We start from the raw sequence: 25660 nt of genomic DNA, 5'->3' as shown, positions 1-25660 counted from the left end.
GCGGCTGGCGCACGGCGCCGCCCTGTGCCAGCCACCCAGCTCACGCGCGGTGCCGCGGCTCCTGTGGAACCGCCCTAGACCGCCGCTTCGCGGCGGATGTCTCCCGCCCACCCACCCGATTGCCCCGGAGCACCGGGGGGCGGCCCGTGGGGGTGGGTGGGGTCACGCGGGGCAATCGGGCGGGTGGGCGGGAAAGATCCGGCGCGCAGCGGCGGTTCAGGGTTCCGCCGACGGCGACGGGGCACCAGGTCCCCGCACCGCGGGTGCCGGGGCGAGAGATCCGCCACGGGGCAATCGGGCGGGTGGGTGGGGGAGATCCGGCGCGCAGCGGCGGTTCAGGGGCCCGACGCCGGCGGCGGCGCGGCACCAGGTCCCCCGCCCACCGCGGGGTGCCGGGTGGGCGGGTGGGAAGGAACCGGCGCGCAGCGGCGGTTCAGGTTTCCCCGCCCCGCCGCCCGCACGGCTACTTCGGAAGCCAGCCCCGCCACTTCGACTCATGGCCGGCGACCCAGGCCTTCGCCGCGTCCTCCGGTGACATCTTCTTGTCCGCGATCATCAGCGAGACCTCGTTCTGGTCCTCCTCCGACCACTTGAAGTTCTTCAGGAACTCCGCCGCGTCGCCGCCCTTCTTGGCGAAGTCGGCATTGAAGTACTTCTGCAGGGGCGTATGCGGATAGGCGCACTTGATCTTGGCGGGGTCGGCGTCGCAGCCCTCCTTGTACTCGGGCAGCTTCACCTCCGTCATCGGCACCTTCTTGAACAGCCACTGCGGCTTGTACCAGTACGTCAGGAACGGCTTCTGCTGCTTGGCGAACTGCTCGATCTGCGTGATCTGCGCCGCCTCGGAACCCGCGAAGACGACCTCGTAGTCCAGGCCGAGGTTCTTCACCAGGGCCTTGTCGTTCGTGACGTACGAAGGGGAGCCGTCCATGAGCTGGCCCTTGCTGCCGCTCTCGGAGGTGCGGAAGTCCTTCGCGTACTTGTTGAGGTTCTTCCAGTTGGTGACGTCCGGGTGCTTCTTCGCGAAGTACGTGGGGACGTACCACCCGATGTGCCCGGTGACCCCGACGTCGCCGCCGGGGACGATCGTCTTCTTGTCCTTGATGTAGCGCTGTTCCTGGTCCGGGTGGCCCCAGTCCTCCATGATCGCGTCGACGCGGCCCTGGCTGAGCGCGTCCCAGGCGGGGACCTCGTCGATCTGGACCTTGTCGACCCGGTAGCCGAGCTCGTGCTTGAGCAGATACTCGGCGACAGCCACGTCCGCCTGCGCGCCGACCCAGGACTGGACGGACAGCGTCACGGTCTTGGCGCCCTCGGCGTTGGCGTACGGGGACGCCTGCTTGGTCATGTCGGAGGCGCAGCCCGAGAGGGCGAGCAAGGCACAGCCCGCCGTTGCCGCACTGATCACTCGCATCACACGCGTACGTACTCGCATGTCACGCACCCTTCTTCGTGCGGCGTTCCGTGGGCTGCGTGACCCGGTCCAGCATCAGACCGAGGCACACGATCGCCGTACCCGCCACGAGACCCGTGGCCAGGTCGCCCTGCGCGAGGCCGAACACCGCTTCGTAACCGAGCGCGCCACCGCCCACGAGGCCGCCGATGACGACGACGGCGAGGATGAGGACGACCGCCTGGTTGACGGCGAGCAGGAGCGCCGGGCGGGCCAGCGGGAGCTGGACCTGGCGCAGTTGCTGCCAGTTGGTGGCGCCGAGGGAGCGGGACGACTCCATCGCGGCGCCGTTGACCTGGCGCAGGCCCTGCGTGGTGATGCGGATGACGGCGGGCAGCGCGTACACGATGGCGGCGGCGACCGCGGGGGCGCGGCCGATGCCGAAGAGGGCCACGACCGGGATCAGGTACACGAACTGCGGCATCGTCTGGAAGACGTCGAGGACGGGCCTCAAAAGCGCCTCCAGCCTCGTGCTGCGCGCTGCCGCGATACCCACCGCGAAGCCGATGACCACCGTGACGGCGACAGCGGCAAGGACCTGCGCGAGCGTGTCGAGGGACGGCTTCCACACGCCGAGTACGCCCGTCGCCGCCATGGCGAGTACGGCGGTGAGCGCGGTCTGCCAGGTGCCGATCAGCCAGGCGAGGGCCGCGATGATGAGGAGGACCGACCACCAGGGCAGGCCCTGGAGACCGTCGCGGATCGGGTCGAGTACCCACGTGGTGAAGTGCGCGGCCCAGTCGGCGGTGCCGCCGACGACGGGCACGTCGGTGTAGATGTGGTCGACCATCCACTCCTTGGCGGTGTTCACCGGCTCGGCGATGTTCACGATCCAGCTCTCGGGCCACTCCAGGCGGTCCGCGAAGCGCGCGGCGAGCGCGGCCACGACGGTGACCGCCGCTGCCACGGACCAGCCGCGCCGGCCGCGCAGCGGCGAGTTGTCCTGGGTGTTGGCGCCGAGCCGCTCCCCCGCGGCGCCCGTCACGCGGTCGAGGACCACGGCGAGCAGCACGATCGGGATTCCGGCCGCGAGCGCGGCTCCGACGTCCACGGAGCCGAGGGCCTGGTAGACGCGGTCACCGAGACCGGCGCCGCCGATCATCGACGCGATGACGGCCATGCCGAGCGCCATCATGATCGTCTGGTTGAGGCCGAGAAGGAGTTCCTTGCGGGCCAGCGGGAGGCGCGCGGAGAGCAGGCGCTGGCGTGCGGTGGTGCCGAGCGACGTCACCGCCTCCATCACGCCGCCGTCGGCGCCGCGCAGGCCGAGCGCGGTGAGACGGGCCATCGGCGGTGCCGCGTACACGACGGTCGCGATGACCGCGGCGGGCACGCCGATGCCGAAGACCAGGGCGACGGGCAGCAGGTACGAGAAGGCCGGGAGCACCTGCATGGTGTCGAGTACCGGCCGCAGGATGCGGAAGACCCTGTCGCTCAGGCCGCCGGCGAGGCCGAGCAGCATGCCGAGTACGACGGAGACGAGCACGGCCACGATCATCAGGGCCAGTGTCTGCATCGTCGGCACCCACATGCCGAGCAGTCCGCACAGGCCGAACGAGGCACCGGCAAGGACCGCGAGCCGTACGCCCGCCACACGCCAGGCGACGAGGGCGGCGCCGACACTCACTCCGGCCCAGCCTGCCGCGAGCAGCACCAGATAGACGCCGCGGATGGAGAGCACGATGCCGTTGGAGATGTTGCCGAGGAAGTAGACGAACAGCGGGTGGCTGTCGCGGTTGTCGATGATCCAGTCGGTGGTCTTGCCGAGCGGCTCGGTCAGGTCGACGGTGAGCGCGTCGGGCCAGGCGCCGGACGCCCACTTGGCGTTGACGATGGGGATGAGGATCGCAGCGGCGACGGCGAGCAGCAGGAGCTTGCCGACGGCACGGTGGCGCAGGAGCGCTCCGATTCCCGTGTCGCGTACGGAGGTCGATGCGGTGGCGGTGGCCATCAGGCGACCACCTCGCCGGTATCGGAGCGCCCCTTGTCGGGCTTCGTGACACGCCCGTCCGCCGGAGCCACGCCGGCGACGACGCCGAGCAGCGCCTCGTGGTCGACGACGCCCAGGCAGCGCGGACCGTCCATCACGCGCACCGGGAAGCCGGACTTGGCGACGGCCTCGATGGCGTCGGCGACCTTGGCGTCCGGCGAGAGCGCCGGGCCGCGGTCCTGCTCGTCGGTGTCGGCGGGGCGCATGGCGGTGCGCACGCTCATCACGTCGGCGCGCGCCACGTCCCGTACGAAGTCGCGTACGTAGTCGTCGGCCGGGGAGCCGACGATCTCCTCGGGCGTGCCGAGCTGCACGATGCGGCCGTCGCGCATCAGCGCGATGCGGTCGCCCAGGCGCAGGGCCTCGCTGAGGTCGTGGGTGATGAAGACCATCGTGCGGCCCTCTTCGCGGTGCAGGCGGATGACTTCTTCCTGCATGTCGCGGCGGATGAGCGGGTCGAGCGCGCTGAACGGCTCGTCGAAGAGCAGGACTTCGGGGTCGACGGCGAGGGCGCGGGCCAGGCCCACGCGCTGCTGCTGGCCGCCGGAGAGCTGTCCGGGCTTGCGCTGTTCGAGGCCTTCGAGGCCGACCTTGGCGACGACTTCGAGGGCCTTGGCGCGGCGCTCGGCCTTGCCTACGCCCTGGATCTCCAGGCCGTACGCGACGTTGTCGAGGACGGTGCGGTGCGGGAGGAGGCCGAAGTGCTGGAAGACCATGGCGGCGCGGTGCCTGCGCAGTTCACGCAGGCGCGCCTTGTCCATGCCGAGTACGTCCTCGCCGTCGATCGCGATGGACCCCGATGTCGGCTCGATGAGCCGGGTGAGGCAGCGTACGAGCGTCGACTTGCCGGACCCCGAGAGGCCCATGACGACGAAGACCTCGCCCTTCTTCACCTCGAAGGACACATCGCGCACGGCGGCGGTGCAGCCGGTCTGCTCGCGCAGTTCGGCGGGGGTGAGGTCGTGGACGGAGGTGTCGCCCGGTATTCGGTCGGCCTTCGGGCCGAAGACCTTCCAGAGGTTCTCGACGGCGAAGACGGGTCCGTCGGCGGACTCCGGCGGCTTCGCTTCTTCCTTCTTCATCACCGCGGCCTCGCTCATCGGCCATCACCACCCAGCATCTCGGCACACTTCTCCCCGACCATGAGCACTCCGATCATCGGGTTCACGGCGGGCATCGTCGGGAAGACGGATGCGTCCGCGATACGGATTCCTTCAAGTCCCCGGATCTTCAACTCCGGGTCCACCACGGCGAGTTCGTCCGTAGCGGCTCCCATGCGGCAGGTTCCCGCCGGGTGGTACACGGTGTGCGCGGCCTTGCGCACGAGCTCGCTGATCTCGGCGTCGTCGGTGACGTCCGGGCCGGGGAAGACCTCGCGCTTGAGCCACTTGGCGAAGGGCTCGGCCTGCGCGACCTTGCGGGCCAGCTTGATGCCGTCGACGAGGGTCTGGCCGTCGTAGTCGACGCCGTTCTCGTCGTACTCGAAGTACTTGAAGTCGAGGGCGGGCTTCACCTCGGGGTCGGCCGACGTCAGGTAGACGCGGCCGCGCGCACGGGACTTGGGGATGTTCGGCGTCATCGAGACGCCGTGCTCCGGGCGTTCGTAGCCCAGGCGCTCCGGGTTGTCCGTGAACGGGATTTGGTAGAAGTGGAACATCAGGTCGGGACCCTTGTGGTCCGGGTCCCGCTTCACGAAGAGGCCCGCGTCGGAGTCCATCGCGGAGTTGCCGGGGATCGGCCCGTTGGTCTCCCAGACGATGACCGACTCGGGGTGGTCGAGGAGGTTCTCGCCGACGCCCGGCAGGTCGTGCGTCACAGGAATGCCGAGGGCTTCGAGGTCCCCCGCGGGGCCGATGCCGGAGTGCATGAGCAGCCGGGGCGTGTCGACGGCGCCCGCGCAGACGAGCACCTCGCGGCGGGCGGTCAGCAGCTGCTCGGCGCCGTCCTTCGTACGGATGTGGACGCCGCGCGCGGTCTTGCCCTCCAGCTCCAGCTTGGTGGCCCACGTCTCCAGGAAGAGGTGGAGGTTCGGGCGGTCGCCGGCCTCCATGTGGGGGTGGAGGTAGGCGACGGACGCGGAGGAACGCTTGTTGTTCTCCGGGTGGTACGAGAGGTCGAAGAAGCCGACGCCCTCGTCGAAGGGCTTGTCGTTGAAGCCGACGACCTCGGGGACGCCGAGCGCGCTCTTCGTCGCCTCGACCCAGTCGGTGGCGATCTGGTTCTGGTCCTTCTTGGCGACGCGCACGATGTTGTTGCGCAGCTTGCCGAAGAAGGGGTCCATCGACTTGGCGCCCCAGCCGGTGGCGCCCGCCTCTTCCCACTCGTCCCAGTCGGAGGGCAGCGGCTTGAAGGAGATCAGGGTGTTGTGCGACGAGCAGCCGCCGAGGACCTTGGCGCGGCTGTGCAGGATGTGCGAGTTGCCGCGCGGCTGCTCGGTGGTCGTGTAGCCGTAGTCGAGGTCGCCGCCGAGCAGGCCGAGCCAGCGGCGCAGCGTGAGGACGTCCTCGCGGTCGATGTCGCTGGGGCCGCCCTCGATGACGGCGACGGTGACGCCCGGGTCCTCGGTGAGGCGGGATGCGATCACCGAACCGGCGGTGCCGCCGCCGACGATGACGTAGTCGTACTCAGTGGTCTCAGCCATGCGTGCTGCTCCTCTTCCTGCGAGGTGTGGTGCAAGGTGCTCGCGCGTAGTGAGCGGGGGGTGCTCGGACGTACGGACATACACGTGCGCGGGGGCGGGACCGCCGCCCCCGCGCACGCCTCTACGAGTCGGGCCTCAGCCCGCGAACCAGCGGACCGGCCGCGGTGCCAGGTTCTGGTAGATGTGCTTGGACTCGCGGTACTCGGCGAGACCGGCGGGTCCGAGCTCGCGCCCGACGCCGCTCTTGCCGAAGCCGCCCCACTCCGCCTGCGGAAGGTAGGGGTGGAAGTCGTTGATCCAGATGGTGCCGTGGCGCAGGCGCCGGGCCATGCGGCGGCCGAGGCCCGCGTCGTTGGTCCAGACGGCGCCCGCGAGGCCGTACTCGGTGTCGTTGGCGAGCGCGACGGCCTCGTCCTCGGTGCGGAAGGTCTCGACGGTCAGGACCGGGCCGAAGACCTCCTCGCGGACCACGCGCATCTCGCGGTGGCACTGGTCCAGGACGGTCGGCTCGTAGAAGTAGCCGGTCGCGGGGCGGACCTCGCTGGGCTCGGGGCGCTTGCCGCCGGTGCGCAGGACGGCACCTTCCTCAAGGGCGGAGGCGACGTACATCTCGGTCTTCTCGCGCTGCTGCTGCGAGACGAGCGGGCCGCACTCCACGCCGTCCTCGGTGCCGCGGCCGAGCTTGATCTTGCTTGCGCGGCGGGCGAGTTCGGCGACGAAGCGCTCGCGCACCGACTCCTCGATGATGAGGCGGCCACCGGCGGAGCAGACCTGCCCGCTGTGGATGAAGGCGGCGTTCAGCGCCTGGTCGACGGCGGTGTCGAAGCCCTCTTCGGTGGCGCAGGCGTCGGCGAAGACGACGTTCGGGTTCTTGCCGCCGAGTTCGAGGGCGACCTTCTTGACGCCGAGGGCCGCGGCCTGGGCGACCTTGGTGCCGGAGACGAGGCCGCCGGTGAAGGAGACCAGGTCGACGTCGGGGTGGTCGGACAGGCGCGCGCCGACCGTGTGGCCGGGTCCTGTCACGATGTTCGCGACACCGGACGGGAGGCCCGCCTCGACGAGCAGCTCGATCAGCGCGACCGTCGTCAGCGGAGTGACCTCACTCGGCTTGATGACGAAGGTGTTGCCCGCGGCGAGCGCGGGGGCGATCTTCCAGCTGGCCTGGAGGAGCGGGTAGTTCCAGGGCGTGATCATCGTGCAGACGCCGACCGGCTCGTGCACGACGACGCTGTGGATGTCGTCGGAGCCCGCGTCGACCACGCGGCCCGCGCCCTCGCCGATCACCAGGTCGGCGAAGTAGCGGAAGGCGTCGGCGACGCAGTCGACGTCGACGCGGCCCTCCTCGACGGTCTTGCCGGCGTCGCGGCTCTCCAGGAGCCCGATCTTCTCCCGGTCGCGTACGAGGAGGTCCGCGACGCGGCGCAGCAGTGCGGCCCGTTCGGCGACGGGCGTGGCCGGCCACGGTCCGTGGTCGAATGCCTCACGTGCGGCGGCGATGGCCGCGTCGGTGTCCTCGGTGCCGCCCTCGGCGATCAGTGCGAACGGCTTGGCATCCGCCGGGTCGAGGATCTCGCGCGTGGCGCCGGAGAGGGCGCTTCGCCACTCTCCGCCCACATGGATGGTCTGTTGTGCGGACACGTCCCGTTTGCCTTCCGTTCCTGTCATACGCCCCGCCTGTCACTCGCGGTAGCCGGGTGCACATGCCCCGAGGCGGAGAAACCATGCGCATTACATAACTGAAAGTGCGCTGTGTCACTGCGCGTGCAGGCACCTGGGGCGAAACGTACGCTCGAAGAGGGGTTTGCCCTTGGAGGTGGCGCTATGCGTGGAATATCCAAGAGGCGTGCCTGGGGTACGGCGGCCTGTACGGCTGCCGCGCTGCTGGTCGCCCCGGCCGTCGCACTCGCCGACACGGAGGATCTGAGCGCACAGGAGATCTCCGACAAGGCGGAGCAGGAGCTGCTCGACGCGAAGTCGGTCCACCTGAAGCTGGAGCAGAAGGGCAAGGACGTCGACGGCGGCGAGCCGGTCTCCATGGACCTCACCCTGGACCAGGACGACAACTGCGTCGGCTCGCTGCGCATGGCCGACGACGGCGGCAGCCTGGAGCTGATCAAACAGGGCGAGAAGGTCTGGATGAAGCCCGACCTCGCCTTCTGGAAGGCCCAGCTCCCCGGCGGCCAGGGCGAGGCCGCGGCCGAGGTGATCGGGGACCGCTATCTGTACGGCACGACCGACGACGCCCTGCTCAAGGACATGGCCGGGGTCTGCGACCTCAACACGATCCAGGACGAGGTGAAGAACAAGTCCGACGACAACACGGCTCTGAAGAAGGGCGAGACGACCAAGGTCGACGGCACGTCCGCGATCCCCGTCTCGGGCAGGGAGGACGGCAAGACCACCACGCTGTACGTCGCGACCGAAGGCACTCCGTACCTGGTCAGGGCCACGGAGAAGGGCGAAGGGACCGACTCGACGCTGACGCTCAGCGACTACGACAAGCCGGTCCCGTCGAAGACTCCGTCGGAGAAGGACTCCGTGGACGTGTCCCAGCTGCAGGGTCAGGTGACGGACAAGCCGAACACCTACTGACCGCCTATCCGTCGATCTCGTCGATCTCGTCGATCTCGTCGAGGTCCGCAGGCTCGTCCCGCACGGCGAGCCCCGCCACCCACAGCGGCATCAGCCAGTGCACGACGAACGCGGTGAAGAGCACGGGGAAGAGCAGCCCCTCGGTGTCCCACCCCTGGTACGCGGTGAACCCCGCGCCGATCGCCGCCGCGAGGAGCAGCCAGAGCATGACCTGACGCGCACGCGCCGCGACGCGGACCCGCTCCGCGCGCTGCCGCTCGTCCAGAACCCGCTCGCGCAGTTCGAGGAGGCCGCGCGTGGCGCCGTTGATGACGCCGGTGGCGACGCACCACGGCAGCAGAAGCCCGAGCATCGTCCACATCGCCCAGCGCTGGTCGCCGACGACCGTGAGCAGCCAGGCCGCGACACTCGCCACGGTCAGCGCGATGTGGGCGCCGACCACGAACCGCCTGCGCACGGCGGTGGCGTACAGCGGCGCCGCCTCGCGCCGGTTCATGAGCGCGAACATCCGCCGGTCGTAGCCGGTCATCTCCTGTGCCTCTTGTACCCGCTGGCCCGTCATCCCTGACTCCTCCCGTAGACCTCGTCCGTGAGCGGGCGGAACGGCTCCAGGGAGAACAGCGCCTCCACCGGAAGACCGAAGAACACCGCGATCTTCAGCGCCAGGTCGAGGCTCGGGTTGTACTGCCCGCGCTCGATGTAGCCGATGGTCTGGTAGTGGACCCCCACTGCCTCGGCCAGGCTCTGGCGCGACACTTTCCGCTCCGCGCGCACCATCGCCAACCTGTTGTGCACTTGCTCGCTCATGTATAAGAAGTACTACATTGGTGAGCAGGTTGGCAACGGCGGGCAGCTCGCGGTGATCAGGGCTCGGGGCAGATCTCGTCCGGCGGGCAGAACCACGCCAGGGCGGTGGACATGAACTCCCGCTCGTCCTGCCTGCCGTCCGCGTCGGAGCCGTACACCGCCAGGGCGTACAACTCGCCGTCCACCGCCTCGAAGCGATGGTCGATGACGTGCCACGTGCCGATGTCCGGTCCGTCCTTGAACTTCTCGGCCACGTACTCGAGACGGGCCGCCGGGCGGCCCTCATCGTCCATGCGCTCCAGCGGGGCGAGCTGGTCGAAGCCGCCGGGCATCGGAGTCTCGTCCAGCCAGGTCCGCAGCGATGCGTACGGGGACGCCTCGCTCACCCGGTACAGCTGCAGCCGCCGGTCGCCTTCCGGGCTGAGGTAGTTGATGACGTCGAAGCCCTCGGTCGGCTCGACCAGGTGGCGGACCCAGCCCCGCGGGACCGCGAGCCGGTAGCCCTCCGCGTCGAACACCTCCTCGTACGGAGCGGGCGGCACACCCGCGGGCGACGGCACCGCGGTGTCGCCATCGCCGTCGGTCTCCACGCTCTGCGATGGCCGCTCCAGGACCGTCAGATACCCCGTCGGCCCCGGCTCGTCCTTCCAGCCGAGCGCCCAGCCCCCGAAGGCGAGACCACCCACGACGAGAACCGCCACGACACCGCGCAGCGCCTTGCCCTGACGCACCGCGTCCCGGTCGTGGAGCTCGGCGATCCGCCGTTCCTCCTCGTGGCCGACCCACTCCTGGCGGTCGGCGTCGAAGATCCGCACCGCTCGCCCTCAGCTGGCGCAGCGAGACCCGCGGGGCGTCCGGCGGCGCCTGCACGGGGCGGCCGACGCCGAGCCGGGAGCACGCGGACCGCAGGGCGCGCGCGGCGGGCGACGCGGGAGCCTCCCCTCCGGGGGCCTCGGGCTGCGCCAGCCAGAGGCGGAACGAGGGGGCCAGCGAGGGCAGGGCGCGCAGGGCGGCAATGCCGATCGCCACGCCCGCCGCGGGGCCGTCGACGCAGGCGCGCAGGGCGTCACGGACGGGGCCCTCCGGCTCACCGGCCACGATCGTGTCGACCTCGCGGAACTCGGGGGCGATCGGCCCGAGCACGTGCGGCACCACTTCGAGGACGAGCATGCCGCCCTGGGTGTGCACCCTGACCAGGAGCGAGACGACGACCTGTTCGTTCCAGGCGCCGACCCGGATCCGCAGGAAGTGGCGCCGCGCCTCCCCGCCCTCGCCGGCCGACCGTTCGAGGTGCCGGGCCGCCTGCCCCGCGTCGTAGAGCCCCGCGGTCTCGTACCCCTGGCCGGTGTAGAGCTGCTCGTCGCGGCCCGCGCCCGCGGGGAGGTAGACGAACTCCTCGATCTCCAGGTCCCGCAGCCGGTCCACGCTGGTGGCCGCGGCGGACCTGCGCAGGTCCTTCAGGCGGGGCTCGATCATCTTGATGACCTCGCGGGCGGCGAGCGGTTCGTACGCGCGCTGAGCCGGGACCCCGGCGTCCTGCTTCTCCTCGGCGCGCTGCAGCTCAAGGACGACCGACCATGGTTTGCGGGGCTTTCCCGCGCCGACGAAGGGGCGGTTCGCGTCGTACAGGGTGACCGGCGCGTTCTGCTCGCGGTGGATGCAGTCGGCGATGCGGGAGAACCGCCGTGGGATGCGGGGCTGTTCGGTCTCGGCGAAGGCCTGGCGGGCGAGCTGGGTGCGCAGGGTGCGCTTGCGCAGGAACTGATGGCGCCACACGACGGCCGCGACGAGCAGCGGGAAGATCACGGGGTACGGGGTGTCCCTGATCACAGAGATCGCGGAGTACGCGTACGCGGCCGCGCACCACCACACGAAGGCGGTCACCAGCCAGCTGATCCGGCGTCGCAGCCAGGCCAGCGGCGCGGGAAGCTCCACCTGCCGCAGGGTGCCGCCGTCCGCCCCCCGGCCCGAGACCACCCGGGCCAGCCACAGCGCCACGACCACCACGGCGTACGCGATCGCCCAGCCGCCCGGCACTAAAGCGCCGAACGTGCCGTCGGGGCCCGCGTCCACGAGGTCGTCCGGGTCGAAGGCGAGCAGCGCGAGATCCCCGCCGGTGACGCCCGATTCGCCGCCCCTGGAGTCTTCGAGCGCGTCCCAGATCATCACCGCGTCGGTGGCGAGGAACCCGGTCCACACGGCCGCCAGGAGCAGTGCGGTGAACAGTTCCTCGCGCCGGGCGCGCAGCGCGTGCGCGAGCACCGGAAGCACATCGGCACCGAGCGGCGGCGCCACGGGGCGCTCCGCGTGACCGACGAGTTCTGAGACGACCCGTCTGCGGAACACCGCGTCCAGGTGGACGCCGGCACACAGCAGTCTGGTGGCCTCGGTGTTCCCTGCCATGGCCAACTCCGTTTGGATAAAGCGGAATTGGAGCGTAACGGAGCGTGTAGGCAAGGGCCACAGAGAGGTGACCACGCCCCTCGAATAAGTGAAACCTCAGCCCTCGTGCGAGTGGTTTCCACGCGGGTGCGGACCCCCGCCTTCGCACAGCAGATCCCGCACGCACTCCCGCAGCCACGCATGAGCAGGATCCGCGTCGTGCCGGGGGTGCCAGGCGATGCCCAGCGGCAGCACCGGCAGGTCGAGAGGGATCTCGAAGGTGACCAGGCCGAGGGTGTCCGTCAGGGGCCGCGCCCAGGAGACGGTGAGGCCCACCAGGTCGGTGCGCAGCAGGATGAAGAGCGACGAGGGGTACGTCCCCACGCTGCCCACCACCCGGCGCGTCAGCCCCCGTTCGGCGAGGGCGCCGTCCAGCGGTCCCTGCAGTCTGCCCCTCCTGGAGACCGTGATGTGGTCGGCGGCCGCGAACCGCTCGGGGGTCAACTCGCCCCGCAGCAGCGGATGTCCGGGGCGCACGACCCCCAGCATCCGGTCGTCGCGCAGGTGCTCCACCCGCACCTCGGGCGCGACCGTGTCGATCACCCCGGCCTCCAGGTCGGCCGTGCCCTCGCGCAGCACGGGCGCGTCCACGTGGCTCTCGCCGAGGAAGCGGATGCGCACGCCGGGCGCCTCGGCCGCGGCGCGGGCGAACAGGGCGTGGCCGTAGGCGGCGGCGATCGAGTCCTGCCCGAGCACCGTGAAGGTGCGGGACACGGTGCGCAGATCGGCCGCGCCAGGACCGGCGAACAGGGCCCGCGCCCGCTCCACCACGGCGCTCACCTCGGCCCGGACGGCGAGCGCGTGCGGGGTCGGCACCATCTGCCGTCCCGCCCGTACGAGGACGGGGTCGCCCAGGGCCTTGCGGATGCGGCCCAGGGTGCGGCTCATCGCGGGCTCCGACAGGTGCATCCGGCGGGCGGCGCCGGACACGCTCTCCTCGTCGAGGAGCACGTCGAGGGCGAGCAGGAGATTGAGGTCGAGGCCGCTGCCGGGATGACCCGGCTCGGATTGCGTCACGCGCATACATCCCTTGCAAAGGTTGCACTGGAGATCATGTGAGGAGCGAGCCTACGGTGAACGGGCATCCCACACCACGACGCTCCTTGGAGGAGCCTTGCCCTCGCCTGCCCGAAACCGGCTCGGCCGCTCGGCCGAACTGACCCTCTGCGCCTGCGTGCTCGTCGCACAGGGCATGGTCGCCGCCATCAACCTCCTCATCCCGCAGCTGAGTTCGTCGTCCGTCGATCCCTCGGCGAGCGAACTGCTGTGGACGGTCGACGCGTACGTCATCGTCTTCGCGGGCCTTCTCATCCCCGCGGGCGCCCTCGGCGACCGGTACGGCCGCAAGGGCGCGCTGCTCTGGGGTCTTGGACTCTTCGCCCTGGGCGCCGCGGTCAGCGCGCTCGCCACCGGGCCCCTCCAGCTGATCGCCGGGCGGGGTGTCTCCGGCGCGGGGGCCGCGCTGATCATGCCCGCGACCATGTCGATCCTGGTGCGCACCGCCTCGCCGGAGCAGCGGCCGCGGGTCATCGCGTCCTGGGCGCTCGCCGCGGGGCTCGGCGGTTTCGCGGGGAACGCCGTCGGCGGCCTGATCGGCCAGTACCTGCCGTGGCGCGCGCTGTTCTGGCTGATGGTGCCGCTCGCCGCGCTCCTCGCTTTCGCGGCGGTGCGCACAACTCCCCGTACGGAGACGTCTGTCGAGGCCGCCATCGATCCCCTGGGCGCGGCCCTCCTCACCGGCGGGCTGCTCTCGGTGCTTTTCGGCATCATCGAGAGTCCGGTGTACGGCTGGACGTCGGCGCGCATCCTCGTGGCGTTCGCGCTGGGCGCGGCGCTCATCGGGGCGTTCGTGGCACACGCCCTGCGCTCACGCGCACCGCTCTTCGACCCGCGGGTCTTCGGGTCCCGCAGGCTGCGGGCGGCGACCCTCGGAACGGCCGCGTCCTTCTTCGGCCTCTTCTCGCTCTTCTACGTCAACTCGCAGTACCTGCAGTACGTGAAGGGGTACGGCGCCGCCCGCGCGGGCCTCGCCATCGTCCCGCTCACCGCGGGCATGGTCCTTGTCCCGAAGCTCGCCGCACGCTGGTCGAAGCGGCCACGCCCGCTGGTGGGCGGCGGGCTGCTCCTGATCGGGCTCGGCCTGCTCGGCGCGTCCACGGCCGACGCGGGCACGCCCTACGCGGCGTACGCCTGCTGGCTGCTCGTCATCTCGGCGGGCACGGGGATGTGCATGCCCGCGCTCACCCTCGGCGTCGTCTCGTCGCTGCCGCCGCACCAGGCGGGCCTCGGCTCGGGGCTCGGGACGTCGGCGCGGGAGGTCGGGGCCGCGCTGGGGGTGGCCGTCACGGGGACGGTCCTCGCGTCGCACCAGGGGTTCACCTCCGGGATGGAGGCGTCGCTGCGGGTCGTGGGGCTCGCGGTGGTGGCCGCGGCGGCCCTGGTCACCTTCGGCTACGGGGCCGGACGCACGTCACCCCCGGCTGCCGATCGAGCGGCTGCCGGGGGCGATGCGAAGTGTCGTACTGGTCGACGTGAGGTGTCGTCCTAGATGAGACCGAGGCCGCGGACCGCCTCGCGCTCCTCGGTGAGCTCCTTGACGGACGCGTCGATGCGCGCACGCGAGAACTCGTTGATGTCCAGGCCCTGGACGATCTCGTACTTGCCGTCCTTGGTGGTGACGGGGAAGGAGGAGATGAGGCCCTCCGGAACGCCGTACGAACCGTCCGACGGGATGCCCATCGAGGTCCAGTCACCGGCGGCCGTGCCGTTCACCCACGTGTGGACGTGGTCGATGGCGGCGTTGGCGGCGGAGGCGGCCGAGGACGCGCCACGGGCCTCGATGATCGCGGCGCCGCGCTTGGCGACGGTCGGGATGAAGTCGTCGGCGAGCCAGGTCTGGTCGCTCACGACGTCCGCGGCGTTCTTGCCGGCGATCTCCGCGTGGAAGATGTCGGGGTACTGGGTGGCCGAGTGGTTGCCCCAGATGGTGAGGCGCTTGATGTCGGAGACCGGGGCGCCGGTCTTCTTCGACAGCTGCGAAAGCGCGCGGTTGTGGTCGAGGCGGGTCATCGCGGTGAAGCGCTCGGCCGGTACGTCCGGGGCGGCGGCCTGCGCGATCAGCGCGTTCGTGTTGGCCGGGTTGCCCACGACGAGGACCTTGATGTCGTCCGCGGCGTTGTCGTTGATCGCCTTGCCCTGCGGCTTGAAGATGCCGCCGTTGGCGGAGAGCAGGTCGCCGCGCTCCATGCCCTTGGTGCGGGGGCGGGCGCCGACGAGGAGGGCGACGTTGGCGCCGTCGAAGGCGACGTTCGGGTCGTCGCTGATCTCGATCGAGTTCAGCAGCGGGAAGGCGCAGTCGTCGAGCTCCATGGCGGTGCCCTCGGCGGCCTTCAGGGCCGGCGTGATCTCGAGCAGTCGCAGATTGACCGGCACGTCCGCGCCGAGCAGGTGGCCGGACGCGATGCGGAAGAGCAGCGCGTAGCCGATCTGGCCGGCCGCGCCGGTGACGGTGACATTCACGGGAGTGCGGGTCATGGCGATCTCCGTAAGACAGCTGGCGGTGGGGGTCCCTGCCCCTTGTGCGGGGTCCCCTTGTGCTGGATCCCCACCGACGCCCTCGATGATCGATCTCTTGGCATCAAGAGAGATCCGCCGCTCAGGCTATCGCGCCCCGCCGACCCCCGAACCCCGGGAGGGTGTGGCCCGCCCCACAGAGATCCATCTGTGGGAAAACTGTGGGAAAAACCGCCACGAAGCGGCGGTGCAGTGATCCCGCAAAAGTTCAGCGCGGCGACACGCATGTCTTCGGCGAGTGCGGGCACACGCAGCAGTACCCCCACGGGAGTGGTCACACCCCCAGGCGGCCGCCACGCTCCCCCCCTGAGATGGTGGCCGCCATCTCCCGTCGGTCACCCCCTGCGCCCGGGGCGCCTACTTCGTGCAGCCGGTCTGGCCCGCCTTGAGGGTCGCGCACGCCTCCGCCGACGCACCATCCTTGACGGCCACCATCGGCGTGTACGCGTCCAAGTCCGCGTTCACGGTCCCGTTCTGCTTGGCTCCGTCGCCGGAGATCGTGACCTTGTCGCCCGGAGCCGCCTGCGTGATGCGTGCCCACGCCGCCCCGCACGTCTTGCTGTAGCGGACCTCGACCAGGGCCTTGCCCACCGTCGCGCGCGTCGTCGTGGCGGCCAGTTCGCCGCCGCAGCCCATGGTCTCCGGGTCCTTGCCCGTGCAGCTCTTGCCGCTGCACTCGACGCCCTCGGGCAGGTCCTTGTCGCTCGTGCTCGGCGACGCCGGCGGCTTGGCGCCTTCGTTGCCCTTGTCGTCCTTGCCGAAGTCGGTCAGGAAGACCGCGGCGGCTATGACGACGAGCGCGCCGACGACGCCCGCCAGGAACATCGTCAGCTTCCTGCGCCGCCGCTGCCGGTCGGGCGAGTCACCGCCATGGCCCGGCTCGTGCGTACCGGGCGGCCCCAGGACGACGCCCTGGTCGCCCCCGCCCCCAGGTCCGTACGACGGAGCCTGCGGCGGCACCGTCGGCGAGACGCCCGCGGGGCCCGCGACCCCGGTGACGCTGCCGCCGGGGCCTGCCGTACGCCCTGGCCGGTCGACGGAACCGACACCGGCACCGGCACCGGCTCCGGCACCGGCACCCGCGCCCGCGGCGCCGTTGCGCGCCGTGCCGCCACTCCCCGCGCCCTTGCTCTTGCCCTTGGGCGGATTCGGACCCAACTCGCCGAGCGCGGCCCGCGCCTGGGAGATCCGGATCGCCTGCATGGTCATGTCGTGCCGCATCTCGGAGCGGCTCCACGCGCGCTCGGCGAGTTCCCACATGGTGATGAGGTGAACGGGATTGGTGCCCGTCACCTCGGCAAGCGCGACGATCGCACCCTTCGGAGCGAGCAGCCGCCCGTTCAGATAGCGCTCCCACGACGTCTTGCTGTACCCGGTGCGGTCCGACACCGCGGCGATGCTCAGACCACTGCGGTCGACGAGCCTGCGCAGCTGACTGGCGAACTCCCTGACCTCCGGATCCAGCTCATCCGGTAGTGCCTTCCAACGAGGCATTACTCCCCCTATTCCCCCCGTACGTGCCAACGTGCCCCCGCGCGTGGTTCCCCCCGCTCTGCCCATGAGGCAGCCCCCGCTGCTCCCTGTCATGGGCTACCCAGAGGGATGCCAAAAGTCAGGATGTCAGTTCCCGGACCGGGGGCGCACGGGAGGATTCGGGCCACTGGCGTGCACCGTCGCACTCCGTGCGGTCCGGCGTCCAGTGTCCCATCGCTGTCCCGCTCCACGATGCGGAACCCCAGCTAGCGGCCTGGGACGTCCCAAAGCGTCCCGAATGCGTCGGTTGACCCTTTTGTGGAATGCCTCCGGGAGGAAGCATCGAAGACGTCAACGCACCACCTAGGGGGAATACATGCGCATCAGCAAGGGCAGGCCGAAGCGGCTGATCGGCTCGGCGGTGGCCGTGACGGCGGGGGCGGCGATCGCGCTCGGCGGCACCGCGTCGCTCGCGCAGGCCAGTGGGCCGCACGTCGTCGACGGCAAGGGTGCCGCGTACAACGACTGGGGCGACGAGGGCGAACTGTCGCGCCACAGCCACGCGAACAGCAACGCCACGCGCCTCTGGCAGTCCGTCCTGTACGCGGACGGGGCCAAGTGGAAGGACAGCAACGGCAAGCGGCACACGTTCAAGAAGTGGGACATCGACGGCAGCTTCGGCCGGAAGACCGAGTCGGCCACCAAGTGGTGGCAGCAGCGCGAGGACGTCGAGGACGTGGACGGCATCGTCGGCAAGGAGACGTTCGGCGTCGCTGACGACTTCCTGAACGGCCCGGCCGGCGGCGGCCACGTCACCTACAGCGGCTACAAGCACGACGTCGGCTTCAAGCGCCTCTCCGGCACGTACTACGTGAAGATCGACGGAAAGTGGAAGAAGGCGGCGTACAACTGGCGCGGCTGACCCCCACCCCCAGCTCATGCGCTAGCGCATCTAGCGCATGAGGAATCTCAGCAGCCCTTCGAACAGCGCCGCGAGGACGAGGAGCGTGGTGACCGCGGCGGTGGAGCGCCACGTCCACGCCGAGCGGGCACGCGACGGCCGCCGTGGCCCTCTGGACCACGCAGGGGGCGCACTCTTGCCCGTCTTGCCTGCCCTGCTCGTCTTGCCCGCCTTGCCTGCCCTACTCGTCTTGGCCGCCTTGCTCAGTACGACGCCCGGGGCGGGCTCCGTGCCGCCCGCACCGCCCCGCGGCCAGGCGCGGACGGCCACCTCCCAGCGCGCGCAGAACCGTTCGCCGTCCTCCCCCGCGACCTTGCACAGCGCCGCGACCGCCTGCCGGGGCGGTGGCTGCTGTGCGTTGAGGTAACGCTGCCAGGAGGACTTGCTGTAGGCCGTCTCCTTGCCGAGCGCGATCAGGCTCAGGCCGGTGCGGTCCTTGAGCAGCCGCAGTTGCTCCACGAAATGCCGTACCTCCGGCGGAAGTGCCTCCGGAAGCGGCCGCCAGGCAGCACTCATGCTTCACCCCCAGCATGGGCCCAGTTTGCCCCCATGACGGCGGGGTGACCCGAAGTGGTTCCCTCCGCGCCGGTCCACCCCCTGTTGCGGGCCGGGAACACCGTTGCGGAATGGTCACCTCCCTGCCACAGGGGCAAGGCATCCCTTGTACGGAATTGGCGGGGGCATGACGCTAGATCCCGTTGGAGCGGCCCCCCACAGACCGGCGGCGCCCGTCCTCCCACGGGGGAGAGGACGGGCGCCGTCTCAGTTCCTCTGACGCTAGCGGCCGCCGCCGCCCGGCGTGACGAGGCCCGTCTCGTACGCCACCACCACCGCCTGCGCCCTGCTGTCCAGGTCGAGTTTGGACATCGTCCGGTTGAGGTGGGTCTTGACGGTGGCCTCGCTGATGTAGAGGCGGTCGGCGATGTCCGCGTTGGACAGGCCCGTCGCGATCAGCTTCAGGACCTCGACCTCGCGCAGGGTCAGCGCCCGCAGATCGGGCGGCGGCTCCGCGCAGTCACCCCCGGCTCCCGCACCGGCCTGCCGGGCGAAGGCCTCGACGAGGCGGCAGGTGACGCTGGGCGCGAAGAGCGCGTCGCCGCCACCGACGGCGGCCACCGCGGCGAGCAGGCGCTCGGGCCCGGAGTCCTTGAGCAGGAAGCCCGACGCTCCGGCCCGCAGCGCCCCGTACACGTACTCGTCGAGATCGAACGTGGTCAACACCAGGACGCGCGGCGGTGGTTCGGGGGCCTCGGCGAGGATCTTCTCGGTGGCCACGATGCCGCTCATGCCGGGCATGCGGATGTCCATCAGGACCACGTCGGGCCGGGTCGTCGCGGCGAGCGCGACGGCTTCCGCACCGTCGCCCGCCTCACCGACGACCTCGATGCCGGGCGCGGCGCGCAGCAACCCCACCAATCCGGCCCGGATGAGGAACTGGTCGTCGACCACGAGCACCCTGGTCATCTAAGTCGCGTCGTCCCCCTGCGATGCGGCCTGCGCGGACGTCGGCAGAGTCAGTCGCACGGCGAACCCTCCCTCGCTCCGCGGGCCGATGCTGATCGTCCCGCCGTAGAGCTTGGCCCGCTCCCGCATCCCAATCAACCCATGGCCGCTCCCTGTGCTCACTCTGTCCGGAATCACCCCCTCCCCGTCATTGGTGACCGAAACCGTCACATGGTGTGGCTGGTAACGCAGTTCGACCGCCGCGCCGGCTCCTCGCGCGTGCTTCAGTACGTTGGTCAGGGCCTCCTGGACCACGCGGTACGCGCAGAGTTCGATCCCGGGAGCGAGCTGGCGCGGTGTCCCCTCGACACGCAGCTCGACGTCGACTCCCCCGGCCCGCACCCGCTCGATCATCTCGCCGAGCCGCGCCAGTCCCGGCATCGGCGCGTCGGGCGCGCCGTCGCCCTCCTCCTGCGCCCGCAGCACCCGCAGCATGCGGCGCAGCTCCTCCAGCGCCTCGCCGCTGGTGCCGGAGATGGTGGAGAGCGCGGCGTGGGCGGTGGCGGGATCGGAGGCGAAGACGAACTTCGCGAGGCCCGCCTGCACGGATATCACGGACATGTGATGCGCCACGACATCGTGCAACTCCCTTGCTATGCGCCCGCGTTCCTCGGCCACCTCGCGCCGCGCCCGCTCGTCCTGCTCACGTTTCAGCTGCCTGGCCAGTTTCGCGGAACGGCGCGCGAGGTGACCGAACCGCCAGATCACCAGGGGGAAGCCGATGGCCTGTCCGACCACGGACGCCATGGACGCGCCTTCGCTCACCAGGCCCGCGTAGATCCAGACGGCACTCATCAGGGCGGCGCAGGGGACGGAGACGCGGGCGGGCCGCAGGGACGTGACCGTGTAGACGGTGAGCATGGGCGCGAAGGTGTTCACCACGGGCCAGTAGCCGAGGGTGACGTACCCGGCCCACACCACGTGCACCAGGAGCAGGACCGCGAGCGGCGCCTTGGAGCGGCACGCGACCGGCAGATTGGCGAGCGCCACCAACACGTAACCCCGCACGTCGAGTTCGGGCCACCCCTGCCGCACCGACTCCTGCCCGAGGAGCACGGCGACGGTGGTCAGGGCGACCGCGATCGACGTGTCGGCGACGAGGGGGCGGATCCGCATCGCCGCAGCGTAGCCCGGGTGCGGGCACCGGAACGTCAAACTACGGCGGTACAGCGGAAGTTGCAGGAACCACGGCCGTACTCCGTGGGACGTGCCGAAACCTCAACCCCGCGCGGGACGACTCCCCCCGCCCCTACGCCGTAGCTTCTCGGGCAAGGGCGAGACAGAGCCGCGGCCCGTCCTCACACGGGGGGAGAGGACGGGCCGCGGCCATGGCGTGCGAAACGCTCGCCGTCAAGTAGTGATCGTCCGGTGCAGCGTGTCGCCGAGGAACGGGATCTCCAGCCACGGATCCGGCTGCGCCATCATCGCGAGCAGCACGATGGCGAGGCCGAGGGCACCGTACGTGACCATGTCCGTGAAGCGCGAGCGCACCGCCAGCATGCCGACGCCGGGCAGCGCCCACCGCATGACGGCGCCCGCGATCAGCGCGAGGCCGATCAGTATCGTGCCGACGCGGAACACGTCGAAGGCCGTGAGCAGCAGCCCGAGCCCCACCGTCGAGAGCACGGTGAGCAGCGGCCACTGCCGGGCGGGCGCGGGGGCGTCGCCGCCCGCGGCCCGGCCGCCGCCCTCGGGCCGCGCGGTGTCCCGGGTCAGGAGGGGGAAACGCCGCGTGGTCTTCTTCGGCCCGTCGGGACCGGGAGAGCTGACGGCACCCTTGGCCTCGGTGTCCTCCACGGCCTCGGCCTCCGTGACGCCCGCCTTTGCGACGTCGACCTTCGTGACATCGGCCTTCGTGACGTCGGCCTTGGTGGCGTCGGCCTTGGTGGCGTCGGCAGGCGATGCCCCTTGATCAGGTTCGGCGCTCATAGGGCTCACCCTTTCCCGGTTCAGCTCGCGGCGGCGGACGCGGCGCGCTCGGCTGCCTCGACGACGTTGACGAGCAGCTGGGCGCGCGTCATCGGGCCGACACCGCCGGGGTTGGGCGAGATCCACCCGGCGATCTCGCGGACGCCGGGGTGCACGTCGCCGACGATCTTTCCGGTCTCGTCGCGCGAGACGCCGACGTCCAGGACCGCGGCGCCCGGCTGCACGTCCTCGGGCTTGATCAGGTGCGGCACGCCCGCCGCGGCCACGATGATGTCGGCCTTCTTCAGGTGGAAGGACAGGTCGCGCGTACCGGTGTGGCACTGCGTCACCGTCGCGTTCTCCGAGCGGCGGGTGAGCAGCAGCGGCATGGAGCGGCCGATCGTCACACCGCGGCCGACGACCACGACCTCGGCGCCGTTGATCTCCACGCCGTACTGGCGAAGGAGCTGGATGATGCCGTAGGGCGTGCAGGGCAGCGGGGCGGGCTCGTTCAGGACGAGGCGGCCGAGGTTCATCGGGTGCAGGCCGTCGGCATCCTTGTCCGGGTCCATGAGTTCGAGGACGCGGTTCTCGTCGATGCCCTTGGGCAGCGGGAGCTGCACGATGTAACCGGTGCAGGCCGGGTCGTCGTTGAGCTCGCGGACGACGGCCTCGATCGCCTCCTGCGTCGCGGTCGCGGGCAGCTCGCGCTGGATGGAGGCGATGCCGACCTGCGCGCAGTCGCGGTGCTTCCCGGCGACGTACTTCTGGCTGCCCGGGTCGTCACCGACCAGAACAGTCCCGAGGCCGGGCGTGAAGCCCCTCTCCTTCAGGGCCGCCACGCGGGCGGTCAGTTCGGACTTGATCGCGGCTGCGGTGGCCTTGCCATCGAGAATCTGGGCGGTCATGACTCCATCTTCCCGGATGAGACCCGCCCGGTACCAATCAGGTCGCCCCTGCGGGCCGGCTGTGTCTCAGCTGTGTCCCGAGACCTGACCAGCTCTGTTGCACTTGCACAACACATAGGGAATGCGGCTGGACAAATAAGCCTGGCCTAAAGAACGATATGCGGCACAGTGCCGCGGGCAGTGTCGGGGGGACGGACCGCATCTGTAGAACTTTCCTCCGTGATGTGCCGCGTCGTCCCCGCACTACCCGACGGAGGAAGACCGCCATGAGTTACGGCGACCCGAACAACCCTTACGGGCAGCCGCCCCAGCAGCCCCCGGCCGCTCCCGGTTACGGCTACCCCCAGGCCCCGCCCGGCGTCCCGCCGCAGCAGGGCTACGGCTACCCCCAGCAGCCGGCCTACCCCGGCTACCCGGGCGGCGGCGGCAACATGATGCAGCAGTCGATGCCGGGGCTTTTGATGACGGCCCGCGTCTTCCTGTTCCTGATCTCGGCGGTGCAGATACTCGCCGCGATCATCTACCTGTACATCGGCGCCATCGCCAGCGATGTCTCGGACAGTGCCGACGACTACGGGTTCGGCGCCGTCAGTGACGGCGGCGACGCCGTGGCCGGGATCCTCATCGTCGTGGCCCTGATCGCGGCAGGCCTCGCGGCCCTCTCGATCACGCTCGGCGTGAAGTTCAGCAAGGGCGCGCAGGGTGTGCGCATCACCACCGTCGTGTACGGCGCCCTCGGCACCATCCTCGGTCTGATCGGGCTCTTCGTCGGCCTGGACTCCGGCTTCGCGAGCGCGATCATCTTCCCGCTGATCTGGGTCGTCTTCGGCGTCATCATCACGATCGCCCCGGTCGTGCCCAGCGGCACCGCCTGGTTCGCCCGTCCCCGCTACTGAGGCGAGAGCAAAGCAACGGTGGCCGCGCCCTTGGGGGCGCGGCCACCGCTCTGCACAGGTATCGCTCAGTGGAAGAAGTGCCGCGTACCCGTGAAGTACATCGTCACGCCCGCCTTCTTCGCGGCCTCGACCACCAGCTCGTCACGGACCGAACCGCCCGGCTGCACCACGGCCTTGACGCCCGCGGCGGTCAGGATCTCCAGGCCGTCGGGGAACGGGAAGAACGCGTCCGACGCGGCGTACGCACCGTGCGCGCGCTCCTCGCCCGCCCGCTCGACGGCGAGCTTCGCCGAGTCGACGCGGTTGACCTGACCCATGCCGACGCCGACCGACGCGCCGTCCTTGGCGAGCAGGATCGCGTTGGACTTCACCGCGCGTGATGCCTTCCAGGCGAAGGCCAGTTCGGCCAGCTCGCCCGCGTTGAGCGCGTCGCCCGTGGCGAGCGTCCAGTTGGCGGGGTTGTCGCCGTCGGCCTGGAGGCGGTCGGTCACCTGGAGGAGCGCGCCGCCGTCGATCTGCTTGACCTCTACCGCGTTGGACGGCGCCTGGTGGCAGCGCAGGACGCGGATGTTCTTCTTCTTGGTGAGGACTTCGAACGCGCCGTCCTCGTACTCGGGCGCGACGATGACCTCGGTGAAGATGTCGGCGACCTGCTCCGCCATCTCCTTGGAGACCGGGCGGTTGACGGCGATCACACCGCCGAACGCGGAGAGCGGGTCACAAGCGTGCGCCTTGCGGTGCGCCTCGGCGACGTTCGAGCCGATCGCGATGCCGCAGGGGTTGGCGTGCTTGATGATCGCGACGCAGGGGTCGTCGTGGTCGTACGCGGCACGGCGCGCGGCGTCCGTGTCCGTGTAGTTGTTGTACGACATCTCCTTGCCGTGCAGCTGCTCGGCCTCGGCGAGGCCTCCATTGCCGTCGACGTAGAGGGCGGCGCCCTGGTGCGGGTTCTCGCCGTAGCGCAGGACGTTCTTGCGGGCGTACGCGCTGCCGATGAACTCGGGGAAGTCCGTGCCGTCCGACGCGTAGTCGTCCGCGAACCAGGAGGCGACCGCGAGGTCGTACTCGGCGGTGTGGCGGAACGCTTCGGCAGCGAGGCGCTTGCGTGCGGTCAGGTCGAAGCCGCCGTCACGGACGGCGGCGAGCACGTCCGCGTACCGGTCGGGGCTCGTGATGACCGACACCGAGGGGTGGTTCTTGGCGGCGGCGCGGACCATCGAGGGGCCGCCGATGTCGATCTGCTCCACGCACTCGTCGGGCGTCGCGCCGGATGCGACGGTCGCCTTGAAGGGGTAGAGGTTCACGACGACCAGCTGGAACGGCTCGACGCCGAGGTCGGCGAGCTGGCGCTGGTGGTCGTCGAGGCGCAGGTCGGCGAGGATCCCGGCGTGCACGCGCGGGTGCAGCGTCTTGACCCGGCCGTCCAAGCACTCGGGGAACCCTGTCAGCTCCTCGACCTTGGTGACGGGCACCCCGGTGGCGGCGATCTTCGCGGCGGTCGAACCGGTCGAGACGAGCTCGACGCCGGCCTCGTGAAGACCGCGCGCGAGCTCCTCGAGCCCGGTCTTGTCATAGACGCTGATGAGCGCGCGCTTGATCGGGCGCTGCGAACCGTGCGTACCTTCGGCGGTCACGGGATAAGTACCTTTCGTCCCTCAATGCGGTAGCCGTTACGGGCCAGACGCCCCACGACATCGACGAGCAGCCTTCGCTCGACTTCCTTGATGCGCTCGTGCAGAGCGCTCTCGTCGTCCTCATCCCCGACCGGGACCACGCCCTGGGCGATGATCGGGCCGGTGTCGACGCCGTCGTCGACGAAGTGGACGGTGCATCCCGTGACCTTCGCGCCGTACGCGAGCGCGTCGCGCACACCGTGGGCCCCCGGGAAACTGGGCAGCAGGGCGGGGTGCGTATTGACGAACCGGCCGCCGAACCGAGCGAGGAATTCCTTCCCCACGATCTTCATGAACCCGGCCGACACGATCAGATCGGGGCTGTACGAGGCGGTCGCTTCGGCGAGAGCCGCGTCCCATTCGTCGCGCGTGGCGTGGTCCTTCACCCGGCAGACGAACGTGGGAATCCCCGCGTTCTCGGCACGTTCGAGTCCGACGATGCCGTCGCGGTCGGCGCCGACCGCGACGATCTCGGCGCCGTATCCCGCCGCCCCGTCCGTGGCGATCTTGTCGAGCAGAGCCTGCAGATTCGTACCTGATCCGGAGACCAGCACGACGAGGCGCTTGGCCACAGGGCTCTTGGCCACAGCGGGGCCCTTTCTCGGGAGGTGCGTCTTTGTAGGGTCGTACAAAGGCTTCGCCCCCCGCGATACGGGGAACTCTACGAAGCGGCCGACCGTCAGCAACGATACCGGCACACGGTGCGGCCCCTCACGGGACGGGGGCGCGGCCGGAAGGTAGCGTCTGCACCAGAACGTCACACCGACGTGGACGCCGAGGTGGACGCCGACGTGGACACCGTCCAGAAGCTCGCTCGCCAAGTTCGCTCGACCAAGGGGA

Annotated in this window: 23 protein-coding genes; 4 read left to right on the top strand and 19 right to left on the bottom strand. The window is 70.5% G+C overall.

The features are described 5' to 3' along the window. Positions 1–463: 463 nt before the first annotated feature. The 5 genes from E5671_RS28550 to E5671_RS28530 form a co-directional block, all read right to left on the bottom strand. A complete protein-coding gene (locus E5671_RS28550; RefSeq protein WP_160510462.1) occupies positions 464–1414 on the bottom strand; it encodes an ABC transporter substrate-binding protein in 951 nt (316 codons plus the stop codon). Positions 1415–1436: 22 nt separating this feature from the next. Continuing rightward, positions 1437–3404 (bottom strand): ABC transporter permease, encoded by a 1968-nt coding sequence (locus E5671_RS28545; protein WP_160506760.1) that lies wholly within the window; start codon positions 3402–3404, stop codon positions 1437–1439. Further along, the gene (locus E5671_RS28540; protein ID WP_160506759.1) at positions 3404–4543 is read right to left on the bottom strand and encodes a quaternary amine ABC transporter ATP-binding protein; all 1140 of its coding nucleotides are present in this window, start codon (positions 4541–4543) and stop codon (positions 3404–3406) included. The genes E5671_RS28545 and E5671_RS28540 overlap by 1 nt, the downstream gene beginning before the upstream one ends. Next, entirely contained in the window at positions 4540–6084 is a 1545-nt protein-coding gene (locus E5671_RS28535; protein ID WP_160506758.1) for a GMC family oxidoreductase, read from the bottom strand. Before E5671_RS28535 ends, E5671_RS28540 begins: the two co-directional genes overlap by 4 nt. Before the next feature lie 135 nt (positions 6085–6219). After that, positions 6220–7749 carry an aldehyde dehydrogenase family protein gene (locus E5671_RS28530; protein ID WP_160506757.1) on the bottom strand — a complete coding sequence of 510 codons (1530 nt, stop codon included), beginning with the start codon at positions 7747–7749 and terminating at the stop codon, positions 6220–6222. 156 nt (positions 7750–7905) lie between these two features. Between E5671_RS28530 and E5671_RS28525 the strand changes: the two genes are divergently transcribed. Continuing rightward, positions 7906–8676 carry a hypothetical protein gene (locus tag E5671_RS28525; protein ID WP_160506756.1) on the top strand — a complete coding sequence of 257 codons (771 nt, stop codon included), beginning with the start codon at positions 7906–7908 and terminating at the stop codon, positions 8674–8676. A 4-nt stretch (positions 8677–8680) separates the two neighbouring features. Here E5671_RS28525 and E5671_RS28520 read toward each other — a convergent pair whose 3' ends face one another. The 5 genes from E5671_RS28520 to E5671_RS28500 form a co-directional block, all read right to left on the bottom strand. After that, positions 8681–9238, bottom strand: a complete 558-nt coding sequence (locus E5671_RS28520) for a hypothetical protein (protein WP_160506755.1) — start codon at positions 9236–9238, stop codon at positions 8681–8683. Beyond that, the gene (locus E5671_RS28515; protein WP_160506754.1) at positions 9235–9483 is read right to left on the bottom strand and encodes a helix-turn-helix transcriptional regulator; all 249 of its coding nucleotides are present in this window, start codon (positions 9481–9483) and stop codon (positions 9235–9237) included. The genes E5671_RS28520 and E5671_RS28515 overlap by 4 nt, the downstream gene beginning before the upstream one ends. A 56-nt stretch (positions 9484–9539) precedes the next feature. Beyond that, complete coding sequence (locus tag E5671_RS28510; RefSeq protein ID WP_160506753.1) at positions 9540–9815, bottom strand: hypothetical protein; 276 nt, start codon at positions 9813–9815, stop codon at positions 9540–9542. Next, positions 9766–11886 (bottom strand): hypothetical protein, encoded by a 2121-nt coding sequence (locus E5671_RS28505; RefSeq protein WP_160506752.1) that lies wholly within the window; start codon positions 11884–11886, stop codon positions 9766–9768. Before E5671_RS28505 ends, E5671_RS28510 begins: the two co-directional genes overlap by 50 nt. Before the next feature lie 96 nt (positions 11887–11982). After that, complete coding sequence (locus E5671_RS28500) at positions 11983–12948, bottom strand: LysR family transcriptional regulator (RefSeq protein WP_160506751.1); 966 nt, start codon at positions 12946–12948, stop codon at positions 11983–11985. A gap of 91 nt (positions 12949–13039) precedes the next feature. On the opposite strand from E5671_RS28500, the gene E5671_RS28495 reads away from it, so the two are divergent. Next, entirely contained in the window at positions 13040–14473 is a 1434-nt protein-coding gene (locus E5671_RS28495; RefSeq protein ID WP_160506750.1) for an MFS transporter, read from the top strand. Here the strand turns inward: E5671_RS28495 and E5671_RS28490 are convergent. Further along, entirely contained in the window at positions 14470–15459 is a 990-nt protein-coding gene (locus E5671_RS28490) for a malate dehydrogenase (protein ID WP_160506749.1), read from the bottom strand. The genes E5671_RS28495 and E5671_RS28490 overlap by 4 nt on opposite strands. A gap of 396 nt (positions 15460–15855) precedes the next feature. Next, positions 15856–16992, bottom strand: coding sequence for an XRE family transcriptional regulator (locus tag E5671_RS28485; RefSeq protein WP_160506748.1), 1137 nt, complete (start codon positions 16990–16992; stop codon positions 15856–15858). 355 nt (positions 16993–17347) lie between these two features. On the opposite strand from E5671_RS28485, the gene E5671_RS28480 reads away from it, so the two are divergent. Continuing rightward, positions 17348–17893 (top strand): peptidoglycan-binding domain-containing protein, encoded by a 546-nt coding sequence (locus E5671_RS28480; RefSeq protein WP_202121288.1) that lies wholly within the window; start codon positions 17348–17350, stop codon positions 17891–17893. 30 nt (positions 17894–17923) lie between these two features. Here E5671_RS28480 and E5671_RS28475 read toward each other — a convergent pair whose 3' ends face one another. From E5671_RS28475 to E5671_RS28455, 5 genes are all read right to left on the bottom strand, one after another. Then, positions 17924–18448, bottom strand: a complete 525-nt coding sequence (locus E5671_RS28475; protein WP_160506747.1) for a helix-turn-helix domain-containing protein — start codon at positions 18446–18448, stop codon at positions 17924–17926. Positions 18449–18709: 261 nt separating this feature from the next. Further along, complete coding sequence (locus E5671_RS28470; protein WP_160506746.1) at positions 18710–19396, bottom strand: response regulator transcription factor; 687 nt, start codon at positions 19394–19396, stop codon at positions 18710–18712. Then, the gene (locus tag E5671_RS28465) at positions 19397–20551 is read right to left on the bottom strand and encodes a sensor histidine kinase (RefSeq protein ID WP_160506745.1); all 1155 of its coding nucleotides are present in this window, start codon (positions 20549–20551) and stop codon (positions 19397–19399) included. It lies immediately after the preceding gene. A gap of 234 nt (positions 20552–20785) precedes the next feature. Continuing rightward, positions 20786–21364, bottom strand: coding sequence for a DUF3017 domain-containing protein (locus tag E5671_RS28460; RefSeq protein WP_160506744.1), 579 nt, complete (start codon positions 21362–21364; stop codon positions 20786–20788). Positions 21365–21384: 20 nt separating this feature from the next. Then, positions 21385–22251, bottom strand: coding sequence for a bifunctional methylenetetrahydrofolate dehydrogenase/methenyltetrahydrofolate cyclohydrolase (locus tag E5671_RS28455; RefSeq protein ID WP_160506743.1), 867 nt, complete (start codon positions 22249–22251; stop codon positions 21385–21387). Positions 22252–22517: 266 nt separating this feature from the next. Here E5671_RS28455 and E5671_RS28450 point away from each other — a divergent pair, with 266 nt between their 5' ends. Continuing rightward, positions 22518–23147: a hypothetical protein gene (locus E5671_RS28450; protein ID WP_160506742.1), complete on the top strand. Its 630-nt coding sequence runs from the start codon at positions 22518–22520 to the stop codon at positions 23145–23147. 65 nt (positions 23148–23212) lie between these two features. Here E5671_RS28450 and purH read toward each other — a convergent pair whose 3' ends face one another. Then, positions 23213–24781, bottom strand: a complete 1569-nt coding sequence (purH, locus tag E5671_RS28445; protein ID WP_160506741.1) for a bifunctional phosphoribosylaminoimidazolecarboxamide formyltransferase/IMP cyclohydrolase — start codon at positions 24779–24781, stop codon at positions 23213–23215. Next, positions 24778–25407, bottom strand: coding sequence for a phosphoribosylglycinamide formyltransferase (gene purN / locus E5671_RS28440; RefSeq protein ID WP_160506740.1), 630 nt, complete (start codon positions 25405–25407; stop codon positions 24778–24780). The genes purH and purN overlap by 4 nt, the downstream gene beginning before the upstream one ends. Positions 25408–25660: the final 253 nt, after the last annotated feature.

Source organism: Streptomyces sp. BA2, from assembly GCF_009769735.1.
In the GTDB taxonomy this organism is placed as follows: Bacteria; Actinomycetota; Actinomycetes; order Streptomycetales; family Streptomycetaceae; genus Streptomyces.
The sequence above is the reverse complement of the archived record's forward strand: the minus strand, read 5'-3'. Positions and strand labels throughout refer to the sequence as shown.

Coding starts and splice junctions, on each gene's coding strand:
- E5671_RS28515 (WP_160506754.1), bottom strand. CDS start 9,483: ATGAGCGAGCAAGTGCACAACAGGTTGGCGATGGTGCGCGCGGAGCGG.
- E5671_RS28475 (WP_160506747.1), bottom strand. CDS start 18,448: ATGAGTGCTGCCTGGCGGCCGCTTCCGGAGGCACTTCCGCCGGAGGTA.
- E5671_RS28535 (WP_160506758.1), bottom strand. CDS start 6,084: ATGGCTGAGACCACTGAGTACGACTACGTCATCGTCGGCGGCGGCACC.
- E5671_RS28500 (WP_160506751.1), bottom strand. CDS start 12,948: ATGCGCGTGACGCAATCCGAGCCGGGTCATCCCGGCAGCGGCCTCGAC.
- E5671_RS28455 (WP_160506743.1), bottom strand. CDS start 22,251: ATGACCGCCCAGATTCTCGATGGCAAGGCCACCGCAGCCGCGATCAAG.
- E5671_RS28520 (WP_160506755.1), bottom strand. CDS start 9,238: ATGACGGGCCAGCGGGTACAAGAGGCACAGGAGATGACCGGCTACGAC.
- E5671_RS28525 (WP_160506756.1), top strand. CDS start 7,906: ATGCGTGGAATATCCAAGAGGCGTGCCTGGGGTACGGCGGCCTGTACG.
- E5671_RS28505 (WP_160506752.1), bottom strand. CDS start 11,886: ATGGCAGGGAACACCGAGGCCACCAGACTGCTGTGTGCCGGCGTCCAC.
- E5671_RS28460 (WP_160506744.1), bottom strand. CDS start 21,364: ATGAGCGCCGAACCTGATCAAGGGGCATCGCCTGCCGACGCCACCAAG.
- E5671_RS28485 (WP_160506748.1), bottom strand. CDS start 16,992: ATGCCTCGTTGGAAGGCACTACCGGATGAGCTGGATCCGGAGGTCAGG.
- E5671_RS28465 (WP_160506745.1), bottom strand. CDS start 20,551: ATGCGGATCCGCCCCCTCGTCGCCGACACGTCGATCGCGGTCGCCCTG.
- E5671_RS28480 (WP_202121288.1), top strand. CDS start 17,348: ATGCGCATCAGCAAGGGCAGGCCGAAGCGGCTGATCGGCTCGGCGGTG.
- E5671_RS28540 (WP_160506759.1), bottom strand. CDS start 4,543: ATGAGCGAGGCCGCGGTGATGAAGAAGGAAGAAGCGAAGCCGCCGGAG.
- E5671_RS28470 (WP_160506746.1), bottom strand. CDS start 19,396: ATGACCAGGGTGCTCGTGGTCGACGACCAGTTCCTCATCCGGGCCGGA.
- E5671_RS28490 (WP_160506749.1), bottom strand. CDS start 15,459: ATGACCCGCACTCCCGTGAATGTCACCGTCACCGGCGCGGCCGGCCAG.
- E5671_RS28510 (WP_160506753.1), bottom strand. CDS start 9,815: ATGCCCGGCGGCTTCGACCAGCTCGCCCCGCTGGAGCGCATGGACGAT.
- E5671_RS28550 (WP_160510462.1), bottom strand. CDS start 1,414: ATGCGAGTGATCAGTGCGGCAACGGCGGGCTGTGCCTTGCTCGCCCTC.
- E5671_RS28530 (WP_160506757.1), bottom strand. CDS start 7,749: ATGACAGGAACGGAAGGCAAACGGGACGTGTCCGCACAACAGACCATC.
- E5671_RS28545 (WP_160506760.1), bottom strand. CDS start 3,404: ATGGCCACCGCCACCGCATCGACCTCCGTACGCGACACGGGAATCGGA.
- E5671_RS28450 (WP_160506742.1), top strand. CDS start 22,518: ATGAGTTACGGCGACCCGAACAACCCTTACGGGCAGCCGCCCCAGCAG.